Raw genomic sequence first — 18,523 nt, forward strand, 5'->3', positions numbered from 1 at the left:
CGATGAACCGCGAGCCCGACATCCTGGAGAACCTGCGGACCGAGCTGTCCAACGGGCGGATCTGGCTGGACCGGGCGATCGTGCTGGGCTATGCCGTGGCCGCCGGGCTCTTCGTCGTCGGCTTCACGATCGCGGCGGAGTGGGCCTTCGGGATGTTCGAGTGGCTGTACCACCGCCACCCGTGGGCCATCCTGCTGTCGACGCCCGCGCTGACCGCCGCCATCGTGTGGGCCACCCGGCGCTGGTTTCCGGGGGCCGCGGGCTCCGGCATTCCGCAGATCAAGGCGGCGCTGCACCCCGAGCTGCACCCGGCCCACCTCGGCCTGTTCGCCTCGCTGCGGCTGACGATCGCCAAGATCCTGCTGGGCACCGCCGGCTTCGCCGCCGGGCTGTCGATCGGCCGGGAGGGGCCGTCGGTGCAGATCGCGGCCGGCGTGATGCAGCATGCGCGCCGCTGGCTGTCGCCGCGCAGCACCACCGACACCCGGGCGCTGCTGGTGGCGGGCGGCGCGGCCGGCATCGCGGCGGCGTTCAACGCGCCGCTCGCCGGCGTGGTCTTCGCGATCGAGGAGTTGTCGGGCCGGCTCGAAGCCCGCGCCAGCGGGATCATCATCACCGCCATCGTGCTGGCCGGCCTGGTGGCCATCTCCGCCTTCGGCAACCTGAGCTACTTCGGCATCATCCGCGTGCCTTCGCTGGGCTGGCAGGCGCTGGGGCCCGGGCTGCTGGTGGCCGCGGCCTGCGGCGTGGCCGGCGGCCTCTTCGCCCGGCTGATGATCGCCTCGCTCACCGGCGCGCCGGAGCGCCTGAACCGCTGGCGCGCCCGCTGGCCGGTGCGCTTTGCCGCGGCGGGCGGGCTGGCCGTCGCGGTGCTGGGCCTGGCCACCGGGGGTGCCACCTTCGGTGCCGGCTCCGACATGGTCAAGCAGCTGCTGGCCGGCCATGACGAACTGTCGCCGCTGCACACCCTGCTCAAGTTCATCGCCACCTGGCTGACGGCCTGGTGCGGCGTGCCGGGCGGCATCTTCGCGCCCTCGCTGTCGATCGGCGCCGGGCTGGGCGACGGCATCGCGCAGCTGGCTGGCCCCGAGCTGCGGCCCGCGCTGATCGCGATGGGCATGGCCGGCTTCCTCGCCGCGGTGACGCAGGCGCCGCTCACCGCCTTCATCATCGTGATGGAGATGATCGACGGGCATGCCATGGTGCTGAGCCTGATGGCCTGCGCGATGCTGGCAAGCCTCATCTCGCGGATGATCAGCCGCCCGCTCTACACCGCCCTGGCCGAGCACATGCTCGGGGGCGCCGCAGCGCAGGCACCGCCCCCAGTGCCGGCCCCCGAGCAGCAAGCGTCGTCGGAGCGCTGATCAGGCGACCTGCGCCTCGTCGGCGCGTGTCTCGCCCCGGTTGTCGGTCCACGCGATGCGCACGGTGTCGCCCGGCTGGGCACCGCGGATGCTGAACTGCAGGAAGGGGTTCCTGGCGACGGAGGGCCCCCATTGCGCCGTCAGCACCGTGGTGCCGTTGAGCTGCACGACGACCTCCTGGATGAACCAGGCCGGCACCGTGCGGCCCTCGGCATCCCGGCGCTGGCCCGATTCCATCTCGTGGGCCATCAGCACCCGCACCGTGGCCCTGCCCTCGCCGGCCCGGGCCCGGATCAGGATCGGATCTGGCATGCCGGTGGCCTCCCGCGCCGTGCCCGTCAGCCGCAGCCGCCGAGGATGACCTGCACGTCCTTGCGTGCGAACAGCGCCTCGCCCCCGGCCGTCAGCGCGACCGCGAAGACGCTGGACGACTGCGCCATCTTCAGGCGCAGCGAGAAGTCCGGGTCGACGGCTTCACCCGGCTCGAACATCGCCGAAAGCACTGCTGGGTTGCGCTCGACCAGCACCAGCAGGCGCCGCACGCCGGTTAGCGAGGTCGACACGCCGACGGGCACCACGGCGCCGTTCTCCGCGATCTCGGGTGCGGCGAGGCTCACCGCCCGGCTCTCGACCGGGGCGGCGATGCCCAGTGCCTGCAGCAGCCCCGGCAACGTCGTCGCGCCGAACGCGGCGGCCTCGTAGCGGCTGGCCCGTGCGATGCCCGGCAGCACGCCGGCGGCCGCCATCAGCAGCGCGACCCGGGCCGCGCCGGACAGCAGGCCGCGGCGGCTCGGGGCCGTCTCGCAGGGATCACGGGGGACGGTGGACAGCATGGCGAGCTTGCGTGGAGGCACCTTCGCGACTATCGCCAAAACCCGCGGCCGCCGCCATCCCCGCCGGCCCCTCTTACGCCAAAGGTATCGGCGCGAACCTATTTGGAATTGGCGTTTTGCACCTGCCTTGCCCACACTCCGCCCCGCTGCCACCGGTCGCCCGAAGAGGCGACCGCGATGGCAGTTCGGTTTTTTATCAGTGGACAGGAGACGACAGTGACGAAGACGATTCGCTTCAGGCAGACCGCGATGGCGCTGGCCATCGGCGCCGGTTCGGCCGGTGTGGCGACGCTCGCGGGCTGCGGCGGCAGCGACGACGAGATCCGGCAGCCGGTGATCTCGGCCCGCGCCAAGGCGGTGATCACCGTGGACGGCAAGCAGTTCAAGGACGCCAACGCCAACGGCCGGCTGGATGCGTACGAGGACTGGCGCCGGCCGGTCGATGAACGCATCGACGACCTCGTCGCCCAGATGACGCTGGAGGAGAAGGCCGGCCTGATGCTCATCGACACGATGAACGCCGGCACCGCGGGCGCCCCGCCCGCCTCGGCCGCCAACTTCATCGAGACGCAGAAGATGCGGCGCTTCATCTTCCGCAGCGTGGTGACGGCCTCGCCGACCGGCTCGCAGGTGACGCCGGAACAGGCCGCGAACTTCACGAACGCGGTGCAGGAGATGAGCGAGGCCTCGCGCCTGGGCATCCCCGCGCTGTTCAAGTCCAACGCCCGCAACCACTACGACAAGGATCCGCGCGTCGGCATCAACGAGGCGTCCGGCGCCTTCACCGAGTTCCCGAAGGAGGCTGGCCTGGCGGCGGCCGCGCTGGGCGCCGGCGACATGTCGCTGGTGAAGGACTTTGCGCAGGTCATGGGCAGCGAGTGGAAGTCGATCGGGCTGCGCGGCATGTACGGCTACATGGCCGACCTGTCCACCGAGCCGCGCTGGTACCGCGTGCACGAGACCTTCACCGAGGACGCCGACCTCAACGCCGACATCATGAAGACGCTGGTGCGCACGCTGCAGGGCACCCGGCTGAAGGACGGCACCTCGGTGAGCCCGGACTCCGCGGTCGCGCTGACGCTGAAGCACTTCCCCGGTGGCGGCCCGCAGGAGATGGGCCTGGATCCGCACTATGCGCACGGCAAGAACCAAGCCTATCCCGGCGGCAACTTCGGCTACCACCTGAAGCCCTTCAAGGCCGCGCTGGACGCCGGCGTCTCGGCCGTCATGCCCTATTACGGCGTGCCGATCAACGTGACCTACGAAGGCGTGACCTACGAGCAGACCGGCATGGCCTTCTCGAAGCAAATCGTCACTGACCTGCTGCGCGGCAAGCTGGGCTTCCAGGGTTACGTCAACTCCGACACCGGCATCATCAACGACCGCGCCTGGGGCCTCGAGAAGAAGACGGTGGCCGAACGCGTGGCGGCGGCGATCAACGGCGGCACCGAAACCCTGTCCGGCTTCAACGTCAACAAGACCATCATCGACCTGGTGACGGCGGGGCTGGTACCGGAGGCGCGTGTCACCGAGGCGGCGAAGCGGCTGCTAAAGGAGCAGTTCCAGCTCGGCCTGTTCGAGAACCCCTACGTCGACGCCACGCTGGCCGCCGCCGTCATCGGCAGCGACGCGCACCGGGCCACGGGCATGGACATCCAGCGCAAGTCCGTCGTCCTACTGCAGAACCTGGACCAAGGCGGCACGAAGACGCTGCCGCTGAAGGCCGGCGCCAAGGTCTACACGATGGGCCTGGCCAAGTCGGACACCGACAAGTACGGCTACGCGGTGACCGACGGCGAGGCGCTGGTCGGCGGCGTGCGGCCCAGCGCGGCCGGGCACGACTACGCGGTGATCCGCATCGAGGTGTCGAACAACAAGCTGGTGCCGGGCACGACGACGCGCTACACGAGCACCTACCGCAGCAACGACCCGGCCACGGGCGGCCGCATCAACCCGGCAACCGGCCAGTCCTGGGGTTCGCCGGACCGCTGCGTCTCCAAGGCCGACTACTCGGCCGAGGACGCCGTCAAGGCCTGCCTCGACAACGGGCTGAACTTCGGCGGCTCCTTCCCGTGGGAGAACGGGATGATGTCGTTCACCGAGATGGACGCCGCCCAGTCGTGGTTGATCTCGCCGCCGCTCGACCAGATCAAGGCGGTGATGAACGAGGTGGGCGCCCGCAAGACCGTGCTGGCGATCTACTTCCGCCAGCCCTACGTGCTGGACGACGCAAGCGGCCTGAAGAACGCGGGGGCGATCGTCGCGGGCTTCGGCGTCAGCAACACCGCGCTGCTCGACGTGCTGAGCGGCAAGGTCCTGGCGACGGGCGCGCCGTTCAAGCCGCAGGGCAAGCTGCCGTTCGCGCTGGCCAACAACTCGAAGGCCATCGTCGACAACCAGCCGGACGTGCCGGGCTACCCCGCGGCCGACACCTTGTTCCCGTTCGGCTTCGGGTTGACGTACTGACGGCGAGGATGGGCCGGGGGACGGCCACCGGCACGCGCTTCAGTCGGTACTGCGCGAGCAGACGAGGATGTCGTAGCGGCCGCTGCCGTCGGCATGGGGCGGCCGGTCGACCAGGAAGCCGTCCCCGCCGCGGTGCTCCCAGGCCTGGCGGCACAGCGCATCGAAGGCCTGGGCATCCATGCCCAGGTCGCTCGCCTTGATGTATTCGGGGGTGCCGAGTTTCACCCGCCGTTCTTCGAGAAACTGCTTCACGCTCATCATGCCGCGCTCCCGGGAGGCCACCAGGGCGGCCATTGTGCGCCTGCGCGTCAGCCCGCGAGGTACTTCTTCAGCGGCACGGCGGTGTCGCAGGCTTCGGCGGGGCTCAGGCTGCGGCCGGCTTCCAGCAGCTTGCGCAGTGGCATGTGGTCCAGCGGCGCGTTGACGCTTTCCACGCACACGAGGCGCCCGCCGGCATAGTGCAGCAGCGAGAAGCTGGCGTCGCTGGCGCCAGGGCGGCGGTGCAGTTCGACGCCGGGGGCGTCGGGCGCCGGCACCAGGCCGGCCATCTGCAGGCGCAGGCTGCCCTGCTCGGACCAGAACCACGGCAGCGCATCATGCAGGCGCGGCTGGCCGGCCAGCGTCGCGGCGGCCGTGCGGGCCTGGTCCAGGGCGTTCTGCACGGCCTCCAGCCGCATCCGCCGCCCGCTCGCCGCCTGCGGGAAGCTGGCGCAGTCGCCGATGGCGAGGATCGCCGGGTCGGAGGTGCGCATGAACGCGTCGACCACGATGCCGTTGTCGCATTCGAGCCCGGCCGCGGTGGCCAGCGCATGCTCGGGCGCCGCGCCGATGCCGAGCACCAGCAGCTCGACCGGCGTGCGCGTGCCGGAGACGTCCAGCGCCGCCAGGCGGTCGCCGTCCACCTCGAAGTGCCCGGCCGAGGCGCCGAGCCGCACCTCGATGCCGGCGGCGCGATGCGTCTGCAGCACATGCTGCGAGACCTCCGGCGACACCGCGCGCATCATCAGCCGCGGGGCCGATTCGATCACCACCACCTCCTTGCCCATGGCACGTGCGGTGGCGGCGATCTCCAGGCCGATGAAACCGCCGCCCAGCACCGTGAGCCGCGGGGCCGCGGCCAGTCGCTCGCGCAGCTGCACCGCATCGTCGGCGCTGCGCAGCACCATCACGTTGGCGAGGCCGTCCGCGAGGTGCAGCGGCCGGCGGGCACGGGTGCCCGTGGCGAGCACCAGCTGGCCGTAGCCGAGTTCGGCACCCGAGGCCAGGCGCAGCGTGCGCCGGCCGCGGTCGATCGAGACCGCCGCATCGCCCAGGTGCAGCGTGATGCCGCTGTCGGCGTACCACGCATCGGGGCGCAGCGGCTGCGGCTCGTCCTCGGGGTGCTTCAGGAAGCCCTTGGACAGCGGCGGCCGGTGGTACGGCAACCGGCGCTCCTCGCAGACGAGGTGGACGCGCGCGCCCAGGCCGGCCTCCGCCAGGCTGGCACACAGTTGCGCGGCGGCATGGCCGCCGCCGACGATCACGATGGGTTCTGACATGGGAGGCTCGATCTGCACGGCGGCCCGCTGCCGCCCGTGCCGGGACGCTGGGCAGGGATTGCGGAACCGCCGATGGTAGCGATCAGTCCGTCCAGCTCACGGCGGCGTCGGCCCGCGACGTCCGGAAGCCGTTGGCGGGGTGGGCACGATCGGCGTAGCCGAACGAGATGCCGCAGACGACGAGCCTGTCCGGCCCGAGCCCGAAGAAGTCGCGCACGCGCTGCGGCCGGGCCGCCAGCGCCGCCTGCGCGATGCTGGCCACGCCGAGGCTGGTGGCGGCGAGCATGAAGTTGGCGACGTAGGCCCCGCAATCGACCGCGCCGTACACGCCCAGCGCCTCGTCGGTGGTGACGAGGGCGACGTGCGGGGCGCCGAACAGTCGGAAGTTCTCGCGCGCCTGCCGCGCCGAGGCCTCGCGGTCGCCGCGCGTGATGCCCACGCTGTCGTAGAGGGCGAAGCCGCAGGCGCGCCGGCGGGCCTGGTAGACGCCGCGGTATTCGCGCGGCCAATCGAAGTCCGGGCCGGGCTCGCCGTCTTCTTCCGGGGCGAGCAGCGCCTGCCGGAAGCGCTCGGTGGCGCCGCCGCGCGTGATGTGCACCTGCCACGGCTGCGCGTTGCACCAGGAAGCCGTGCGCTGCGCCATGGCCACGATGCAGTCCATCGTGGCCTGCGGCACCGGTCGGGGCAAGAAGCCGCGGCAGCTGTGCCGCTGGGTCAGCAGGTGCGCCAGCGTGGTGGCGTCGGCGGCATCGGTGGCTTCGGTCGCTTCAGTCATGGCAGCCTCGACGGGCTTCGTTGCAGGTCACCGAAGCAGTATCGATCAGCCGGCGACGGCCAGCGGCGCCGGCGCGGCCGCTGCATCCCCCTGCCCCAGCCGGCCGGCCGCCGCGTCGAGCACCCGTCCGATCACCAGCACGGCCGGGCTGCCGATGCCCTCGCGTGCCAGGGTCTCGACCAAGGTGTCGAGCGTGGCGACCGTGCGCCGTTCGGCAGCGGTGCTGGCGTGCTGCACCGCGGCCGCCGGCAGGCTGCCGGGCAGGTGGCGGCGCAGCGACGCGACGATGCGCGGCGCGTGCATGACGCCCATGTAGACGACCAGCGTCACGCCGCCGGCGGCGACGGTACCGATCGCGTCCCAGTCGGGGCCCTCGCTGCCCGCCTGGGCGTGGCCGGTGACGAGCATCACGCCCTGGGCGCCGGCGTCGCGGTCGGTCCAGCCGGCGCCCAGCGTGTTGGCCGCGGCCAGGCCCGAGGTGATGCCGTTGACCACCGCCACCGGCACGCCGGCCTCGCGCAGCGCCGCCATCTCCTCGCCGGCCCGGCCGAAGACCAGCGGGTCGCCGCCCTTCAGCCGCACCACCTTCTCGCCGGCCAGCGCCTCGCGCACCAACAGCTTGCAGATGAAGGCCTGCGGGGTGGAGGCGCAGCCGCCGCGCTTGCCGACGTGAACCAGCCGCGGCGCCGGCACGACGCCGTCGAGCACCGTGGCCAGCACCTGCTCGCCGACCAGGTCGTCGACCAGGATCACGGTGGCCTCGCGCAGCACGCGCACGGCCTTGAGCGTGAGCAGTTCCGGATCACCGGGGCCGGCGCCGACGAGGTGGACGGGGTGCACGGCGGCAGCAGGGTTCGCGAGGACGGTCATGGCGGTTGCTTTCGAGGACGGGGCGGCGAGGCAGCGGCTCAGCAGGCGACGGATCGCGTCGCTGCGGGGCGGACGGTGCGCTGGCCGGCGTCGGGCAGCGGTGGCAACGATGCGGGTCACACGCACGGGCGCCCGGGGGCGGTCCGTCGGAAGCGGTCCCGGGGCGGGGACACCCATCGCAAGGCGGCGGTGCGTCGTTGCACCGCACACCGTCTCAAGCATGCTTCGTGCCCGGCGCTTGCGCATGCTGCGCGGGTCTGTCCGCGCGGGACGGGGTCACCCCGGACGGGCGTGGAGACACCGGCGTCCCAGCTTGGTGCATCGCGGCCTCCCGCCGCCCCGCATCAGGTCACCGTGCCCGCCGACCTGAACACCAGCGGCGCCATGCGCGTCATGTGCGCATTGCCGAAGATCGTGGCAAACGGCAGGTCCGCCGCGTCCTGGCCGGTGCCGATGCGGATGACGTCCAGCGGATCCGCCATCTCCGTCGGATCGAACAGCACCCAGCGGCCGTCGAGCCAGGCCTCGAACAGCGCATGGAAATCCGGCGGCGGCGTGTCCCACTCGACATGGCCCACGACGAAGCGCGCCGGGATGTTGAGCGCCCGGCACAGGCCGATGGCCACGTGCGCGTAGTCCCGGCACACGCCCGTGCGCGTCGTCAGCACGTCGCGGGCGGTGCCATAGGGCTTGGAGGTGCCCACCTCGTACTTGACGTTCTCGCGCACCCATTGGCAAATGCGCTCGACCCGCCGGAAGCCGAGATCGGTGGTGCCGATCCAGCGCACCGCGTCGTTGAAGATCAGCTCCGACTCGACATAGCGGCTGCCCGTCAGGTAGGGCAGCACGTCCAGCGGCAGGTAGGCGATGGGCGTCTCGCGCTGGTTGGGGGCACCGGGCAGGCGCCGCACCGTCGCCTGCGTGCGGTAGCGGATGCTGAACGGGCCGGGGCCCACGTTGACGCGCAGCGTGCGGTTGCCCAGCGGATCGGTGTAGCGGCCGATCGGCAGGGCGGGCAGCGTGGTGAGCGTCTCGTCGCCGATGGACTGCTCCGCGGTGAACGCGGCCTCGATCTTGAACACAAAGGTGCTGGGGGACTGCACCTCGTAGTTGAGTTCGCAGTCGATCTCGAAAGTCCTCGATGTGTCGGCCATGTCGATACCTCCGCGGCGCAACGGCGCCCGCCCTTCACTGCCCGAGAAAGAACCGCACGATCTCCGCCGACGCGTCGGGCCCGCTCGCATCGGTGTACGAACCTGCGGGGCTGCCGCCGAACCACGCGTGCGCCCCGCCCTGCACGACCCACTCGCGCACGGCGATGCGGCCCGACGGGTCGAGGAAATCGGTGCTCGCGGCCTTGCGGCCGCCGACGACGGCGGCTGCACGGGGCGCCTGGCGCAGCGGCAGCTCGGCCCGCTCGAAGGCGGCCACCGCCTGCTCGACGATCGCCCGCCCGTTGGCCGGGTTCACCGTCGCATCCGCGTCGCCGTGGAAGACGATGGTGCGCACGTGGGCGCTGGTGGCCCGGGGCGTCCCGCCGGCGGGCTGCGGCGGGGCGGCACGCATCGCGGCGAACGCCGACCCCATGTCGTGCGCCGCGCCGCGCGGCAGGCCGGAATGGGCCGCCACGCCGGCGAACACCTCCGGATAGGCCGCCCCGAGGATGACGGCCATGGCCGCCCCCGCCGACAGGCCGGCCACGAAGACGCGGGACGGGTCGACGGCATGGTCGGCCGCGATCGCGTCGACGATGCCGGCGATCAGCGAAGGCTCGGCCCCCGTGCGCACCTGCTGGTCGGCTTCGAACCAGTTCCAGCAGTTGCCGCCGTTGGCGCGCGGGTGCTGCGCCGGGTAGGCGACGAGGAAGCCGTGCGTGTCGGCCAGCGCGTTCATCCCGGTGCCTGCCGCGAAGTCGTCGGGATCCTGCTTGCAGCCGTGCAGCATGACGATCAGCGGCGCCGGCCGGCCGGATTTGTACGAGGGCGGGACGTAGAGCTTGTAGTCGCGGCTGCCCGCGCCGTTGGCGTGCGTGCATGCGAGGAATTCGCCCGGGTAGGAGGCCGGTGCCGCGGTGCGGGCCCGGGCGCTGGCGCCCGGCAGCACGCCGGCGGAGCCCAGCGCCTTGGCGATGGTGGCCCGCGCTTCCGCCAGCGAGGGCAGGTCGCGGTCGAGCCCGGCCGCCGCGAGGGCACGATCGATGGTCTGGGAGATGTCGGAGGGATTCACACGGGTCCTTGATGCTGATGCTGCAGCGCAGCATCTTGCGCCTTTTCCGTGCGTCGTGCGGGCCTCCGACGCGCCAATCGCACGTGGGAACCAGCCTACAACCTACAACCGGCCCAGCAGTTCGGCCTTCTTCGCGTTGAATTCTTCCGCAGTGAGGATGCCCTTGGCGGCCAGCGCTGCGAGCCGCTCGATCGTCGCGAAGACGTCGGCGCCCTCGCCCGCCGCGGCGGCAACGGCCGCCGGTGCGGGCGCCGGGGCATAGGATGGCGACGGCGCGGCCGGCGTGTTGCCGTCGCTGCGCCAGACCACCGGCAGGCTCGCGACGTCGACCAGCCCGTGCTGGCTGTGGAAGCTCAGCGAGCCCCCGGACGACTGCTGCTGCGAGAAGCCGCCGATGTCGTGGTCGAGCGTGTCGTACACGGTCACACGGCCGCCGAGGTCGATCGCCAGGCGGTGCGCCTGGGCGAAGTGCGCATAGCGCACCTGGTTCTGGGTGCCAGTGCTGCTCGGCCAGCGCAAGTCCGCCGGCCACCAGTCGCCACCGGTGCCCGGCGACGGCGGCACGAAGAGGCTGGCTTGCCCGGCTGCGCCCCGGTCGCCGCCGTGGCCGCCCTGGCTCTGGAACTGTGGCGGCTGGCCGCCCTGGCTCTGCGACTGGAAGCTGCCCCCCTGCAGCAGGCCCGGCTCGTTGGCCACCAGGTTCGACAACTCCGCGCACAGGCCGTCGACGCGGCCCTTCAGGTGGTTGTTGAACATGTCGGACACCATCGTCATGCCGCCGCGCATCCATTGGCCGGAACCGGCGAACTCGGGATGGTTGAACTGGGCCATGCCGCCGTTGCCGTTGGCCACGGCTTCGAGCATGTGGACGACGGCATCGACGCTGAAACCGTGGCGCATCGCAATGCCTTCGATGGCAGCACGGCCCTCGGGCGAGAGTTGTCGCATGGGAGATTCCAGGGGAAGAGGTGGGGGTTCGCGCGGCTCCAGCAGCCAGCATGCCTGCGCGTGGATGCCCGGGTAGTGAAGGCGCGGGGCCCGGTCCAGCGTAACACGGTGCAGGCCCGCAACGGCCCGGGCCGCCGGCACCGTCATTCAGCGACAACGATAGATTCGCACCGGCACAAACAATTAAAGTGGCATTGCAACAATTGAAGTCGGTTTGTTGCACGCATTCAAACCATTTGGAGATGACATGACCATCGACAGGAACGACAGCGATGCGCACGGCCGCGCAGGCTTCCGGCAAGTCGTCGGCTGGGCGGCCCAGGGCAATGGAACCACCGGGGGTGGGAGCGGCCGCCTGTTCATCGTGGACACCGTCGCGCAGCTGCGCGAGGTGCTGCGCAGCATGGGCGACGCGCCAAAGATCCTCATGGTCCGCGGCACGATCGACGTCAGCGAAGGCAGGCCCTACGCCAACCGCGCGGACCAGAGCGCGCGCGGCACGGTGCGCCTGACGTCGAACACGACGCTCGTCGGTGGGGGTCCCAACGCGAAGATCATCGAGGGCGCGCTCTTCGTGCAGGACGTGCACAACGTGATCGTGCACAACCTCTTCATCGAGAACCCGGTCGACGTGGACCCGCAGTTCGAGGACGGCGATGGCTGGAACGCCGAGTGGGACGGGCTGAGCATCGTCGGCTCGCACCACGTGTGGGTCGACCAGGTGACGTTCAGCGACGGCCGCTTCACCATCGACCAGTACAAGGAGGTCAACGGCTGGAAGTTCGTGCAGCACGACGGCGCGCTCGACATCAAGCGCGGCGCAGACTACGTGACGGTGTCGCACTGCCGCTTCGAGCTGCACGACAAGACGATCCTCATCGGCCACAGCGACAGCAACGGCCCGCAGGACCGGGGCACGTTGCGCGTGACCTTCCTGAACAACCACTTCACCCGTGTCATGCAGCGCACGCCGCGGGTGCGTTTCGGCAACGTCCACCTGTTCAACAACGTGTTCGAGCACGACCGGAATGACGGCATCTATCCCTACCAATACTCGTACGGCATTGGCGTGGAATCGACGACCCGCTCGGAGCGCAACGCCTTCCTCGTCGGCGGACTGAGCACGCCGTGCAGCGTCACCCGGGCCTACGGCGGCTCGCTGATGCGGGACACCGGCTCGACGCTCAACCATGCCGCGGTCGACCTGAACAGCTGCGGCTTCAATCCCCACATCGGCACGCCGCCGCCGTATCCCTACGTCGCCCGGGAGATGAGCCCCGCCGTCGTGGAGCAGATCCGGCGCGAGGCGGGCGTGGGCGTGGTGCGGATCCCGCTGCCACGCGATTGATGCGGGCGAAGGCCCAGCGGCAACCCGTCAGCGCATGCGCACGGCGAGTGCCGCGAGGGCCGACAGCGTGGCCAACCCGGCCACGCCCATCCAGCCCCATTGGGCCAGCAGCACGGCACCGAGCGCCGAGCCGGCGGCCATGCCGACGAACACCCCGGTGAACAGCACCGCATTCAGCCGGCTGCGCGCAGCGGGCTCGATGCCGTAGACGATCGTCTGGTGCGCGACCAGCGTGGCCTGGATGCCGAGGTCGAAGCCGATGGACGCGGCGACGAGCAGCCCGATCTGGCCCTGCACCGTCAGCCAGGGCGCCAGCGCCAGGGACGCGAACGACAGGACCACCAGGCCGGCGCCCAGGCGTGTCACCCGCTCGGGCCCGCGGCGATCGGACAGCCGCCCGGCGATGGGCGCGGCGAGCGCGCCGGCCGCACCGGCCAGGCCGAACGCGCCGGCCGCGGCCGCCCCGAGGTGGAAGGGTGCGCCATGCAGCATGACCGCCAGCGTCGACCAGAAAGCGCTGAAGCCCACCGACAACAGCCCCTGCGACCAGGCCGCGCGCCGCAGTGCGGGATGCCGCCGCCATAGCCCGCCGAGCGACGCGAGCAGCGCCCGGTACGGCAGGTGCGTGGTGGGCGTAAACCGGGGCAGCCGCCGCCACGCCATCGCGCCGATGGCGGCGATGCTGCCGGCTGCCGCGAGGAACATCGCCCGCCACCCCCAGTGCTCCGCGACGAAGCCGCTGACCACGCGCGACAGCAGGATGCCCAGCAGCAGGCCCGTCATCACCGTGCCCACGGCCTTGCCGCGGCCCGACTCGGGCGCCAGCGTCGCCGCGGCGGGAACGATGTCCTGCGCCATCGTCGCGGCGAGGCCGACGGCCAGGCTGGCGGCGAGCAGCACCTCCACAGAGGGCGAAGCGCCCGCCAGCAGCAGCGCGGCGCACAGTGCGCCGGCCTTCAGCAGGATGATGCGCCGCCGGTCATAACGATCGCCCAGCGGCGCAAGCAGCAGGAGGCCGAGCGCATAGCCGAGCTGCGTCAGCGTCGGGACGAAGCCGAGCAGGCGCGCCGATGCGCCGATGTCCTCCGCCAGGATGCCGAGCATCGGCTGGCTGTAGTACAGCGAGGCGACCGCGAGGCCCGCGCCCGTGGCGAGCAGCATCAGCAGCGAGAGCGGCAGCTGCGCGCCGGCGGCACCCGCGGCAGCGGACAGCGCCGGCTTGGTTGCATGCATTGATGGAATGGTAGGCACAGTGAAAACCCTTGGTAATGGCCGTGTGCGTGCAGTGTCGATCGCCGGGCCTTCGCCGTGTAGGCCCACGGGTTGCACAATGGACATGCACACCGCGCATAAACGACCGGAATGACGCACATACCGATCGACCCCCCGCCACCGGCTGCGCCTGCCGACCGGCTGACGCTGATGCAGACCTTCGTGCACATCGTCGAAGCGGGCAGCCTCTCCGCCGCGGCCGCGCAGATGGGCGCGACCCAGCCGACGGTGAGCCGCCGCCTGCAGGCGTTGGAGCGATCGCTGGGCTTGCGGCTGCTGCGCCGCTCGACGCACACCATGCAACTCACCGACGACGGCGAGCGATGCTTCGTGCGGGCGAAGGAACTGCTGGCCGACTGGGCGGCATTCGAGGCGGACCTGAAGGGCGCGGGCGACGAGCCCGAAGGCACGCTGCGCGTGGTGGCGCCGCATGCGCTGGGGCAGCATCTGCTCGTCGAACCGCTGGCCGGTTACCTGGCGGCCTGCCCGAAGGTGAACGTCGAATGGCTGCTGCACGACCGGCGACCCGACTTCGTCGCCGAAGGAATCGACTGCGCCATCCAGGTCGGCGAGGTCACCGACCCGTCGGTGGTGGCGCTGAAGCTGTCGGAGGTGCCGCGGATCGTCGTGGCCGCACCGTCGGTCCTGGCAGGCCGCGCGCCGACCACGCACGCGGCCGATCTCAAGGCCCTGCCCTGGCTGGCCCTGCAGACCTTTTACCGGACGGAGGTGCTGCTGACGCATGCGGGCAGCGGCGAGGCCCACCGTGTTGCCATCCGCCCGCGCATGAACACCGACAGCCTCTACGCGCTGCGCAGCGCAGCGGTGCTGGGCCTGGGCGTGTGCGTCGCCTCCGCGTGGCTGCTGAAGGACGACCTGGCGCAGGGCCGGCTCGTACAACTCGTGCCGGATTGGCAGGCGTCACCGCTGCCGGTGTACCTGATCTACCCGCACGCCCGGTTCTATCCCGCCAAGCTGCGGCGCTTCATCGAGACCATGCGGCTGGCCGTGGCCGTGAGCGTCGATCGGCTCTAGAGCCAACCCCACAGCTTGCGCAGCCAACGGGGGGTGCGGTCTCGTGCGGGGAGGTAGTGCTGGCGCCAAGCTGGGTTCATCATGCATCTCCAGTTTTGGATACTGTATGTCCATACAGTCATCCGCGCAAGCCTTGCTGTGCTGAAGCGCGCGGCTATCCTCGCGGGCCCGCCGGACCGACCGATGACGACGACACACCTCGCCCCCCTGCCCTCCACGCCGCTCGGCCGCTACCGCCACTACAAGGGCGGCGAGTACGAGGTGATCGGCGTTGCGCGCCACAGCGAGACCCACGAGCCGCTGGTCGTCTACCGGCCGCTCTACGGCGACACCGGCTGGTGGCTGCGGCCGCACGCGATGTTCTTCGGGACGGTCGAGGTGGGCGGTGTTCGCCGGCCGCGGTTCGAACCCCTGCCGGGCCTTTGACGCAGCGGGTAGCGCCCGATCAGCTACGGTTCCGCACCCGCTTCCGGCCTGATCAGCGCCAGCAACTGAGGCAGCCGTTTGGCCACCGCGCGTTCGGCGTCGCGCTCAATGGCCCGGTAGATCGCCAAGGCCTGGGCGCCCGTGTGGCTCAGCACAGCCCCGCCGCCGGCCGCGCCGCCGCGCTGGGTCAGGACCAGCGGCTCGATGAAGTCGCCGTTCATCGCCCGCACGAGCGACCACACCCGTTGGTAGCTCATGCCCAGTTGGCGCCCGGCCTCGGAGAGGGAACCGGTCTCGGCGACGGCCTGCAACACATCGGCCTTGCCCGGGCCGATGGCCACCGCGTGCTTGACCTGGACGCGGAAGCGCGTCTTGGGATCGAGTGGAGAGACGCTGAGCGTGGTCTTCATGGCGGTCCGCATTCTCGCCTGCCGGCATCACCGACAGCCGCCACCGCCGGGCCTCACCGATATACTCCGCGTGCGATATCCCTTTCCGTAGATATCGCCTCGGCACACCCGCATTCCGCACCCCCGCCCGGAGCCCTTCCATGTCCGTGATCCGTCGCCGCGTCCTCACCGTGTTGGCTGCCGCGCCGCTGTGCCTGTCCTCGCTCTCGCCGCTGCAGGCGCAGACCGTGCCGACCGTGGCCGCGGCGTCCGACCTCAAGTTCGCCATCGAGGAGGTTGCGGCACGCTTCGAGCAGGAGACCGGCACCCGGCTGCGGCTGGTGTTCGGGTCGTCCGGGAACTTCAAGACACAGATCCTGCAGGACGCGCCGTTCCACCTGTTCATGTCGGCCGACGAGAGCTTCGTCCATCAGCTGGCCGACGCGGGCAAGACCGAAGACCGGGGCCGCGCCTACGCCGTCGGGCGCATCGGCATCCTCGTGCCGCCGGGCTCGCCGCTCAAGGCCGACGGCGAGTTCAAGGACCTGGCCGCCGCGTTGAAGGATGGCCGGCTCCAGAAGTTCGCCATTGCGAACCCCGAGCACGCCCCGTATGGCGCGCGGGCGAAGGAAGCGCTGCAGCACGCCGGCCTGTGGGATGCGATCCAGGGCAAGCTCGTGCTGGGCGAGAACATCTCGCAGGCAGCGCAGTTCGCCACTTCGGGCTCGGCGCAAGGCGGTGTGATCGCGTATTCGCTGGCACTGGCCCCTGCGATGAAGAACCTGGGCAGCTTTGCGCTCGTCCCCGAGAGCTGGCACCGGCCCCTGAAGCAGCGCATGGTGCTGGTCAAGGGTGCGCCACCCGCCGCGCGCGCCTTCTACCAGTACCTCTCGTCACCGGGTGCCCAGGAGGTCATGGTGCGCTACGGCTTCGCCATGCCCAAGGAATAGGGCCCGCGGCCGTGGACTGGCAAGCCCTGATCCTGTCGCTGGAGCTGGCGGCCGTCACGCTGCTGGTGCTGCTGCCTGCCGGCCTGTGCCTGGGCCGCTGGCTGGCCTACACGCGCGTGGCCGCCAAGCCGTGGATCGAGGCCCTGGTCGTGCTGCCGCTGGTGCTGCCGCCGACCGTGCTGGGCTACTACCTGCTGGTCTCGATGGGGGGCGCCTCGCCCATCGGCGCGTGGGTGCAGCAACACCTTGGGTTGCGCTTGACCTTCAACTTCCTCGGTCTGCTGATCGCGTCCATCCTCTTCAACATCCCCTTCCTCGTGCAGCCGGTGCAGCGCGCCTTCGAGGCGATCCCGCGGCAGCTGGCCGAAGCCGCGGCGGTCAGCGGCTTGTCGGCCTGGCAGACGTTCTGGCGCATCGAGCTGCCGCTGGCCTGGCCCGGCGTGCTCTCGGCCTGCGTGCTCACCTTCGTGCACACGCTGGGCGAGTTCGGCGTCGTGCTGATGGTGGGCGGCAGCATCCCGGGCGAGACCAAGACCATCGCCGTCTCGATCTACGACCGCGTGCAGGCCTTCGACCTGTTGAGTGCCCACCAGATGGCCTTGCTGCTGTTGCTGTTCTCGCTGGGCGCGGTGGGTGCCTCCTTCTTCGCGTCCGCGCGACTGGCCGTGCGGCGGTGAGCGGGCCGGACGGTCAGGCCAGCCCGGCGCTGGTCGTCGACGTCGAGCAGGCGCAGCCGATGCCGCTGCGCGGCAGCCTGCGCTGCGAGGGGGGCGAACTGCTGGCGCTGGTCGGGCCCTCGGGTGCCGGCAAGACCTCGCTGGTGCGCGTGTTGGCCGGCCTGATGCGGCCCCAGCAAGGGCGTGTGCAGGTCGGCGGCGAGGTCTGGTGCGACACGGCCCGCGGTGTCTTCCTGCCGCCGCAGCGCCGTCATGTCGGGCTGGTGTTCCAGAACTACGCGCTGATGCCGCACCTGGACGCCGTGGGCAACGTGGCGCTGTCGCTGCTGCACCTTCCGCTCGACGAGCGGCTGGTGCAGGCGCGCCGCTGGCTGGACCATGTGCACCTCGGCGCCGATCAGCAGACGCGCCGGCCGGCGGCGCTGTCGGGCGGCGAGCAGCAGCGCGTGGCGGTGGCCCGGGCACTGGCGCGCGCGCCACGGCTGCTGCTGCTGGACGAACCTTTCTCGGCGGTGGACCAGATGAATCGGCAGGGTCTCTACCGGCTGCTGGCCGACCTGCGCCGCGAACTCGCCATCCCCATCGTGCTGGTGACGCACGACCTGAACGAAGCCCGCATGCTGGCCGATCGGCTGGTCGTGATGGATGCGGGGCAGGTGCTGCAGCAGGGTTCGCCCGCGCACATCCACAACGCGCCGCGCAACGCGCGCGTGGCCGACCTGATGGGCATCCAGAACCGCTTCCAGGGGCAGTGGCTCGGGCCGTCCGACACACCCGGCCAGGGCCTGCTTCGCTGGACCAGTGAAGGCGGCAGCAGCGAGATGGCGCCGGTGCTGAAGGTGCGCGACAAGGGCAAGATTCCCGCCGGGCAGGCGGTGAACTGGGTCGTCCCCAGCGACGGCATCTCGCTGTGCGACGCCGGCGCTGTCGGGCCGACCGACTTCAGCGCCGAGGTCATGGAGGCCAGGCACCTCGGCGAGATCACCCTGGCCACGCTGAGCCTGAACGCGGTGCCCGGGGCGCGGCTGGTGTTGACGCTGTCAGGCGCGCGGCGACAGGGCTTTGCATTGGGCGCGCGCATCGGCGTGCGGCTGGACCCTGCCCTGGTCCATGTGATGCCCTTGCGCACCGGCTGACGATTGGCGCACGAGGCAAACGAGGGTCACTCCCACTCGATGGTTTCCGAGGCCCGGAAACCCGCATGAACACTAGCTTTGTCAGTCTGGACCATCGAGCTTTACCGTCACTTCTACCGTCAAAAACCCAGCGCTTTAGCTGGCGCGGGAGATGGACTCGGTTTGACGGGCGGCTGCTCCAGCACATCAATCGTCAACTATCGCGGGCCATCTGAGCGCGTGATCGACGGCCGGATTCCCTATGAAAACGACCGCGAAACGTCACTATAC

19 protein-coding genes are annotated in these 18,523 nt (G+C 70.9%); 8 read left to right on the forward strand and 11 right to left on the reverse strand.

Annotated elements, in window-relative coordinates; all coding sequences use genetic code 11:
* Positions 1-2 precede the first annotated feature (2 nt).
* Positions 3-1,364 (forward strand): chloride channel protein, encoded by a 1,362-nt coding sequence (locus V4F39_RS18475; RefSeq protein ID WP_332291253.1) that lies wholly within the window; start codon positions 3-5, stop codon positions 1,362-1,364.
* Here V4F39_RS18475 and soxZ read toward each other — a convergent pair whose 3' ends face one another.
* Both soxZ and soxY read right to left on the reverse strand, forming a co-directional pair.
* The gene (gene soxZ / locus V4F39_RS18480) at positions 1,365-1,676 is read right to left on the reverse strand and encodes a thiosulfate oxidation carrier complex protein SoxZ (protein WP_332291254.1); all 312 of its coding nucleotides are present in this window, start codon (positions 1,674-1,676) and stop codon (positions 1,365-1,367) included.
* Positions 1,677-1,702: 26 nt separating this feature from the next.
* The gene (soxY, locus tag V4F39_RS18485) at positions 1,703-2,197 is read right to left on the reverse strand and encodes a thiosulfate oxidation carrier protein SoxY (protein WP_332291255.1); all 495 of its coding nucleotides are present in this window, start codon (positions 2,195-2,197) and stop codon (positions 1,703-1,705) included.
* Between the two features lie 216 nt (positions 2,198-2,413).
* Here soxY and V4F39_RS18490 point away from each other — a divergent pair, with 216 nt between their 5' ends.
* Positions 2,414-4,663: a glycoside hydrolase family 3 protein gene (locus V4F39_RS18490; protein ID WP_332291256.1), complete on the forward strand. Its 2,250-nt coding sequence runs from the start codon at positions 2,414-2,416 to the stop codon at positions 4,661-4,663.
* Positions 4,664-4,702: 39 nt separating this feature from the next.
* On the opposite strand, the gene V4F39_RS18495 is transcribed toward V4F39_RS18490, so the two are convergent.
* The 7 genes from V4F39_RS18495 to V4F39_RS18525 all read right to left on the reverse strand — a co-directional run bounded on the left by V4F39_RS18495 (position 4,703) and on the right by V4F39_RS18525 (position 11,020).
* Positions 4,703-4,957, reverse strand: coding sequence for a hypothetical protein (locus V4F39_RS18495; protein WP_332291258.1), 255 nt, complete (start codon positions 4,955-4,957; stop codon positions 4,703-4,705).
* Positions 4,958-4,971: 14 nt separating this feature from the next.
* Complete coding sequence (locus V4F39_RS18500; protein WP_332291260.1) at positions 4,972-6,201, reverse strand: NAD(P)/FAD-dependent oxidoreductase; 1,230 nt, start codon at positions 6,199-6,201, stop codon at positions 4,972-4,974.
* A gap of 82 nt (positions 6,202-6,283) precedes the next feature.
* On the reverse strand, positions 6,284-6,976 hold the full coding sequence (locus V4F39_RS18505; protein ID WP_332291261.1) for a nitroreductase: 693 nt from the start codon (positions 6,974-6,976) through the stop codon (positions 6,284-6,286).
* A 45-nt stretch (positions 6,977-7,021) separates the two neighbouring features.
* Positions 7,022-7,846: a uroporphyrinogen-III C-methyltransferase gene (gene cobA, locus V4F39_RS18510; protein WP_332291262.1), complete on the reverse strand. Its 825-nt coding sequence runs from the start codon at positions 7,844-7,846 to the stop codon at positions 7,022-7,024.
* Between the two features lie 344 nt (positions 7,847-8,190).
* Positions 8,191-9,000, reverse strand: a complete 810-nt coding sequence (locus tag V4F39_RS18515; RefSeq protein ID WP_332291263.1) for a transglutaminase-like domain-containing protein — start codon at positions 8,998-9,000, stop codon at positions 8,191-8,193.
* Positions 9,001-9,034: 34 nt separating this feature from the next.
* Positions 9,035-10,072, reverse strand: a complete 1,038-nt coding sequence (locus V4F39_RS18520; RefSeq protein ID WP_332291264.1) for an extracellular catalytic domain type 1 short-chain-length polyhydroxyalkanoate depolymerase — start codon at positions 10,070-10,072, stop codon at positions 9,035-9,037.
* 102 nt (positions 10,073-10,174) lie between these two features.
* Complete coding sequence (locus V4F39_RS18525) at positions 10,175-11,020, reverse strand: SHOCT domain-containing protein (protein WP_332291265.1); 846 nt, start codon at positions 11,018-11,020, stop codon at positions 10,175-10,177.
* 247 nt (positions 11,021-11,267) lie between these two features.
* Between V4F39_RS18525 and V4F39_RS18530 the strand changes: the two genes are divergently transcribed.
* On the forward strand, positions 11,268-12,368 hold the full coding sequence (locus V4F39_RS18530) for a pectate lyase family protein (RefSeq protein ID WP_332291267.1): 1,101 nt from the start codon (positions 11,268-11,270) through the stop codon (positions 12,366-12,368).
* 27 nt (positions 12,369-12,395) lie between these two features.
* Here V4F39_RS18530 and V4F39_RS18535 read toward each other — a convergent pair whose 3' ends face one another.
* On the reverse strand, positions 12,396-13,601 hold the full coding sequence (locus tag V4F39_RS18535; protein ID WP_332291268.1) for an MFS transporter: 1,206 nt from the start codon (positions 13,599-13,601) through the stop codon (positions 12,396-12,398).
* Positions 13,602-13,730: 129 nt separating this feature from the next.
* Here V4F39_RS18535 and V4F39_RS18540 point away from each other — a divergent pair, with 129 nt between their 5' ends.
* Both V4F39_RS18540 and V4F39_RS18545 read left to right on the forward strand, forming a co-directional pair.
* Positions 13,731-14,675: a LysR family transcriptional regulator gene (locus V4F39_RS18540; RefSeq protein WP_332291269.1), complete on the forward strand. Its 945-nt coding sequence runs from the start codon at positions 13,731-13,733 to the stop codon at positions 14,673-14,675.
* A gap of 183 nt (positions 14,676-14,858) precedes the next feature.
* Positions 14,859-15,101 (forward strand): DUF1653 domain-containing protein, encoded by a 243-nt coding sequence (locus V4F39_RS18545; protein WP_332291270.1) that lies wholly within the window; start codon positions 14,859-14,861, stop codon positions 15,099-15,101.
* Between the two features lie 23 nt (positions 15,102-15,124).
* On the opposite strand, the gene V4F39_RS18550 is transcribed toward V4F39_RS18545, so the two are convergent.
* Positions 15,125-15,511, reverse strand: a complete 387-nt coding sequence (locus tag V4F39_RS18550) for a winged helix-turn-helix domain-containing protein (RefSeq protein ID WP_332291271.1) — start codon at positions 15,509-15,511, stop codon at positions 15,125-15,127.
* 140 nt (positions 15,512-15,651) lie between these two features.
* On the opposite strand from V4F39_RS18550, the gene modA reads away from it, so the two are divergent.
* The 3 genes from modA to V4F39_RS18565 are packed head-to-tail and all read left to right on the forward strand — an operon-like array spanning position 15,652 to position 18,253.
* Positions 15,652-16,440 carry a molybdate ABC transporter substrate-binding protein gene (gene modA / locus V4F39_RS18555; RefSeq protein ID WP_332291273.1) on the forward strand — a complete coding sequence of 263 codons (789 nt, stop codon included), beginning with the start codon at positions 15,652-15,654 and terminating at the stop codon, positions 16,438-16,440.
* Positions 16,441-16,451: 11 nt separating this feature from the next.
* Complete coding sequence (gene modB / locus V4F39_RS18560) at positions 16,452-17,117, forward strand: molybdate ABC transporter permease subunit (RefSeq protein ID WP_332291274.1); 666 nt, start codon at positions 16,452-16,454, stop codon at positions 17,115-17,117.
* Complete coding sequence (locus V4F39_RS18565; RefSeq protein WP_332291275.1) at positions 17,114-18,253, forward strand: ABC transporter ATP-binding protein; 1,140 nt, start codon at positions 17,114-17,116, stop codon at positions 18,251-18,253. Before modB ends, V4F39_RS18565 begins: the two co-directional genes overlap by 4 nt.
* Positions 18,254-18,523: the final 270 nt, after the last annotated feature.

The organism is Aquincola agrisoli (assembly GCF_036621135.1).
Taxonomy (GTDB): domain Bacteria; phylum Pseudomonadota; class Gammaproteobacteria; order Burkholderiales; family Burkholderiaceae_C; genus Aquincola; species Aquincola agrisoli.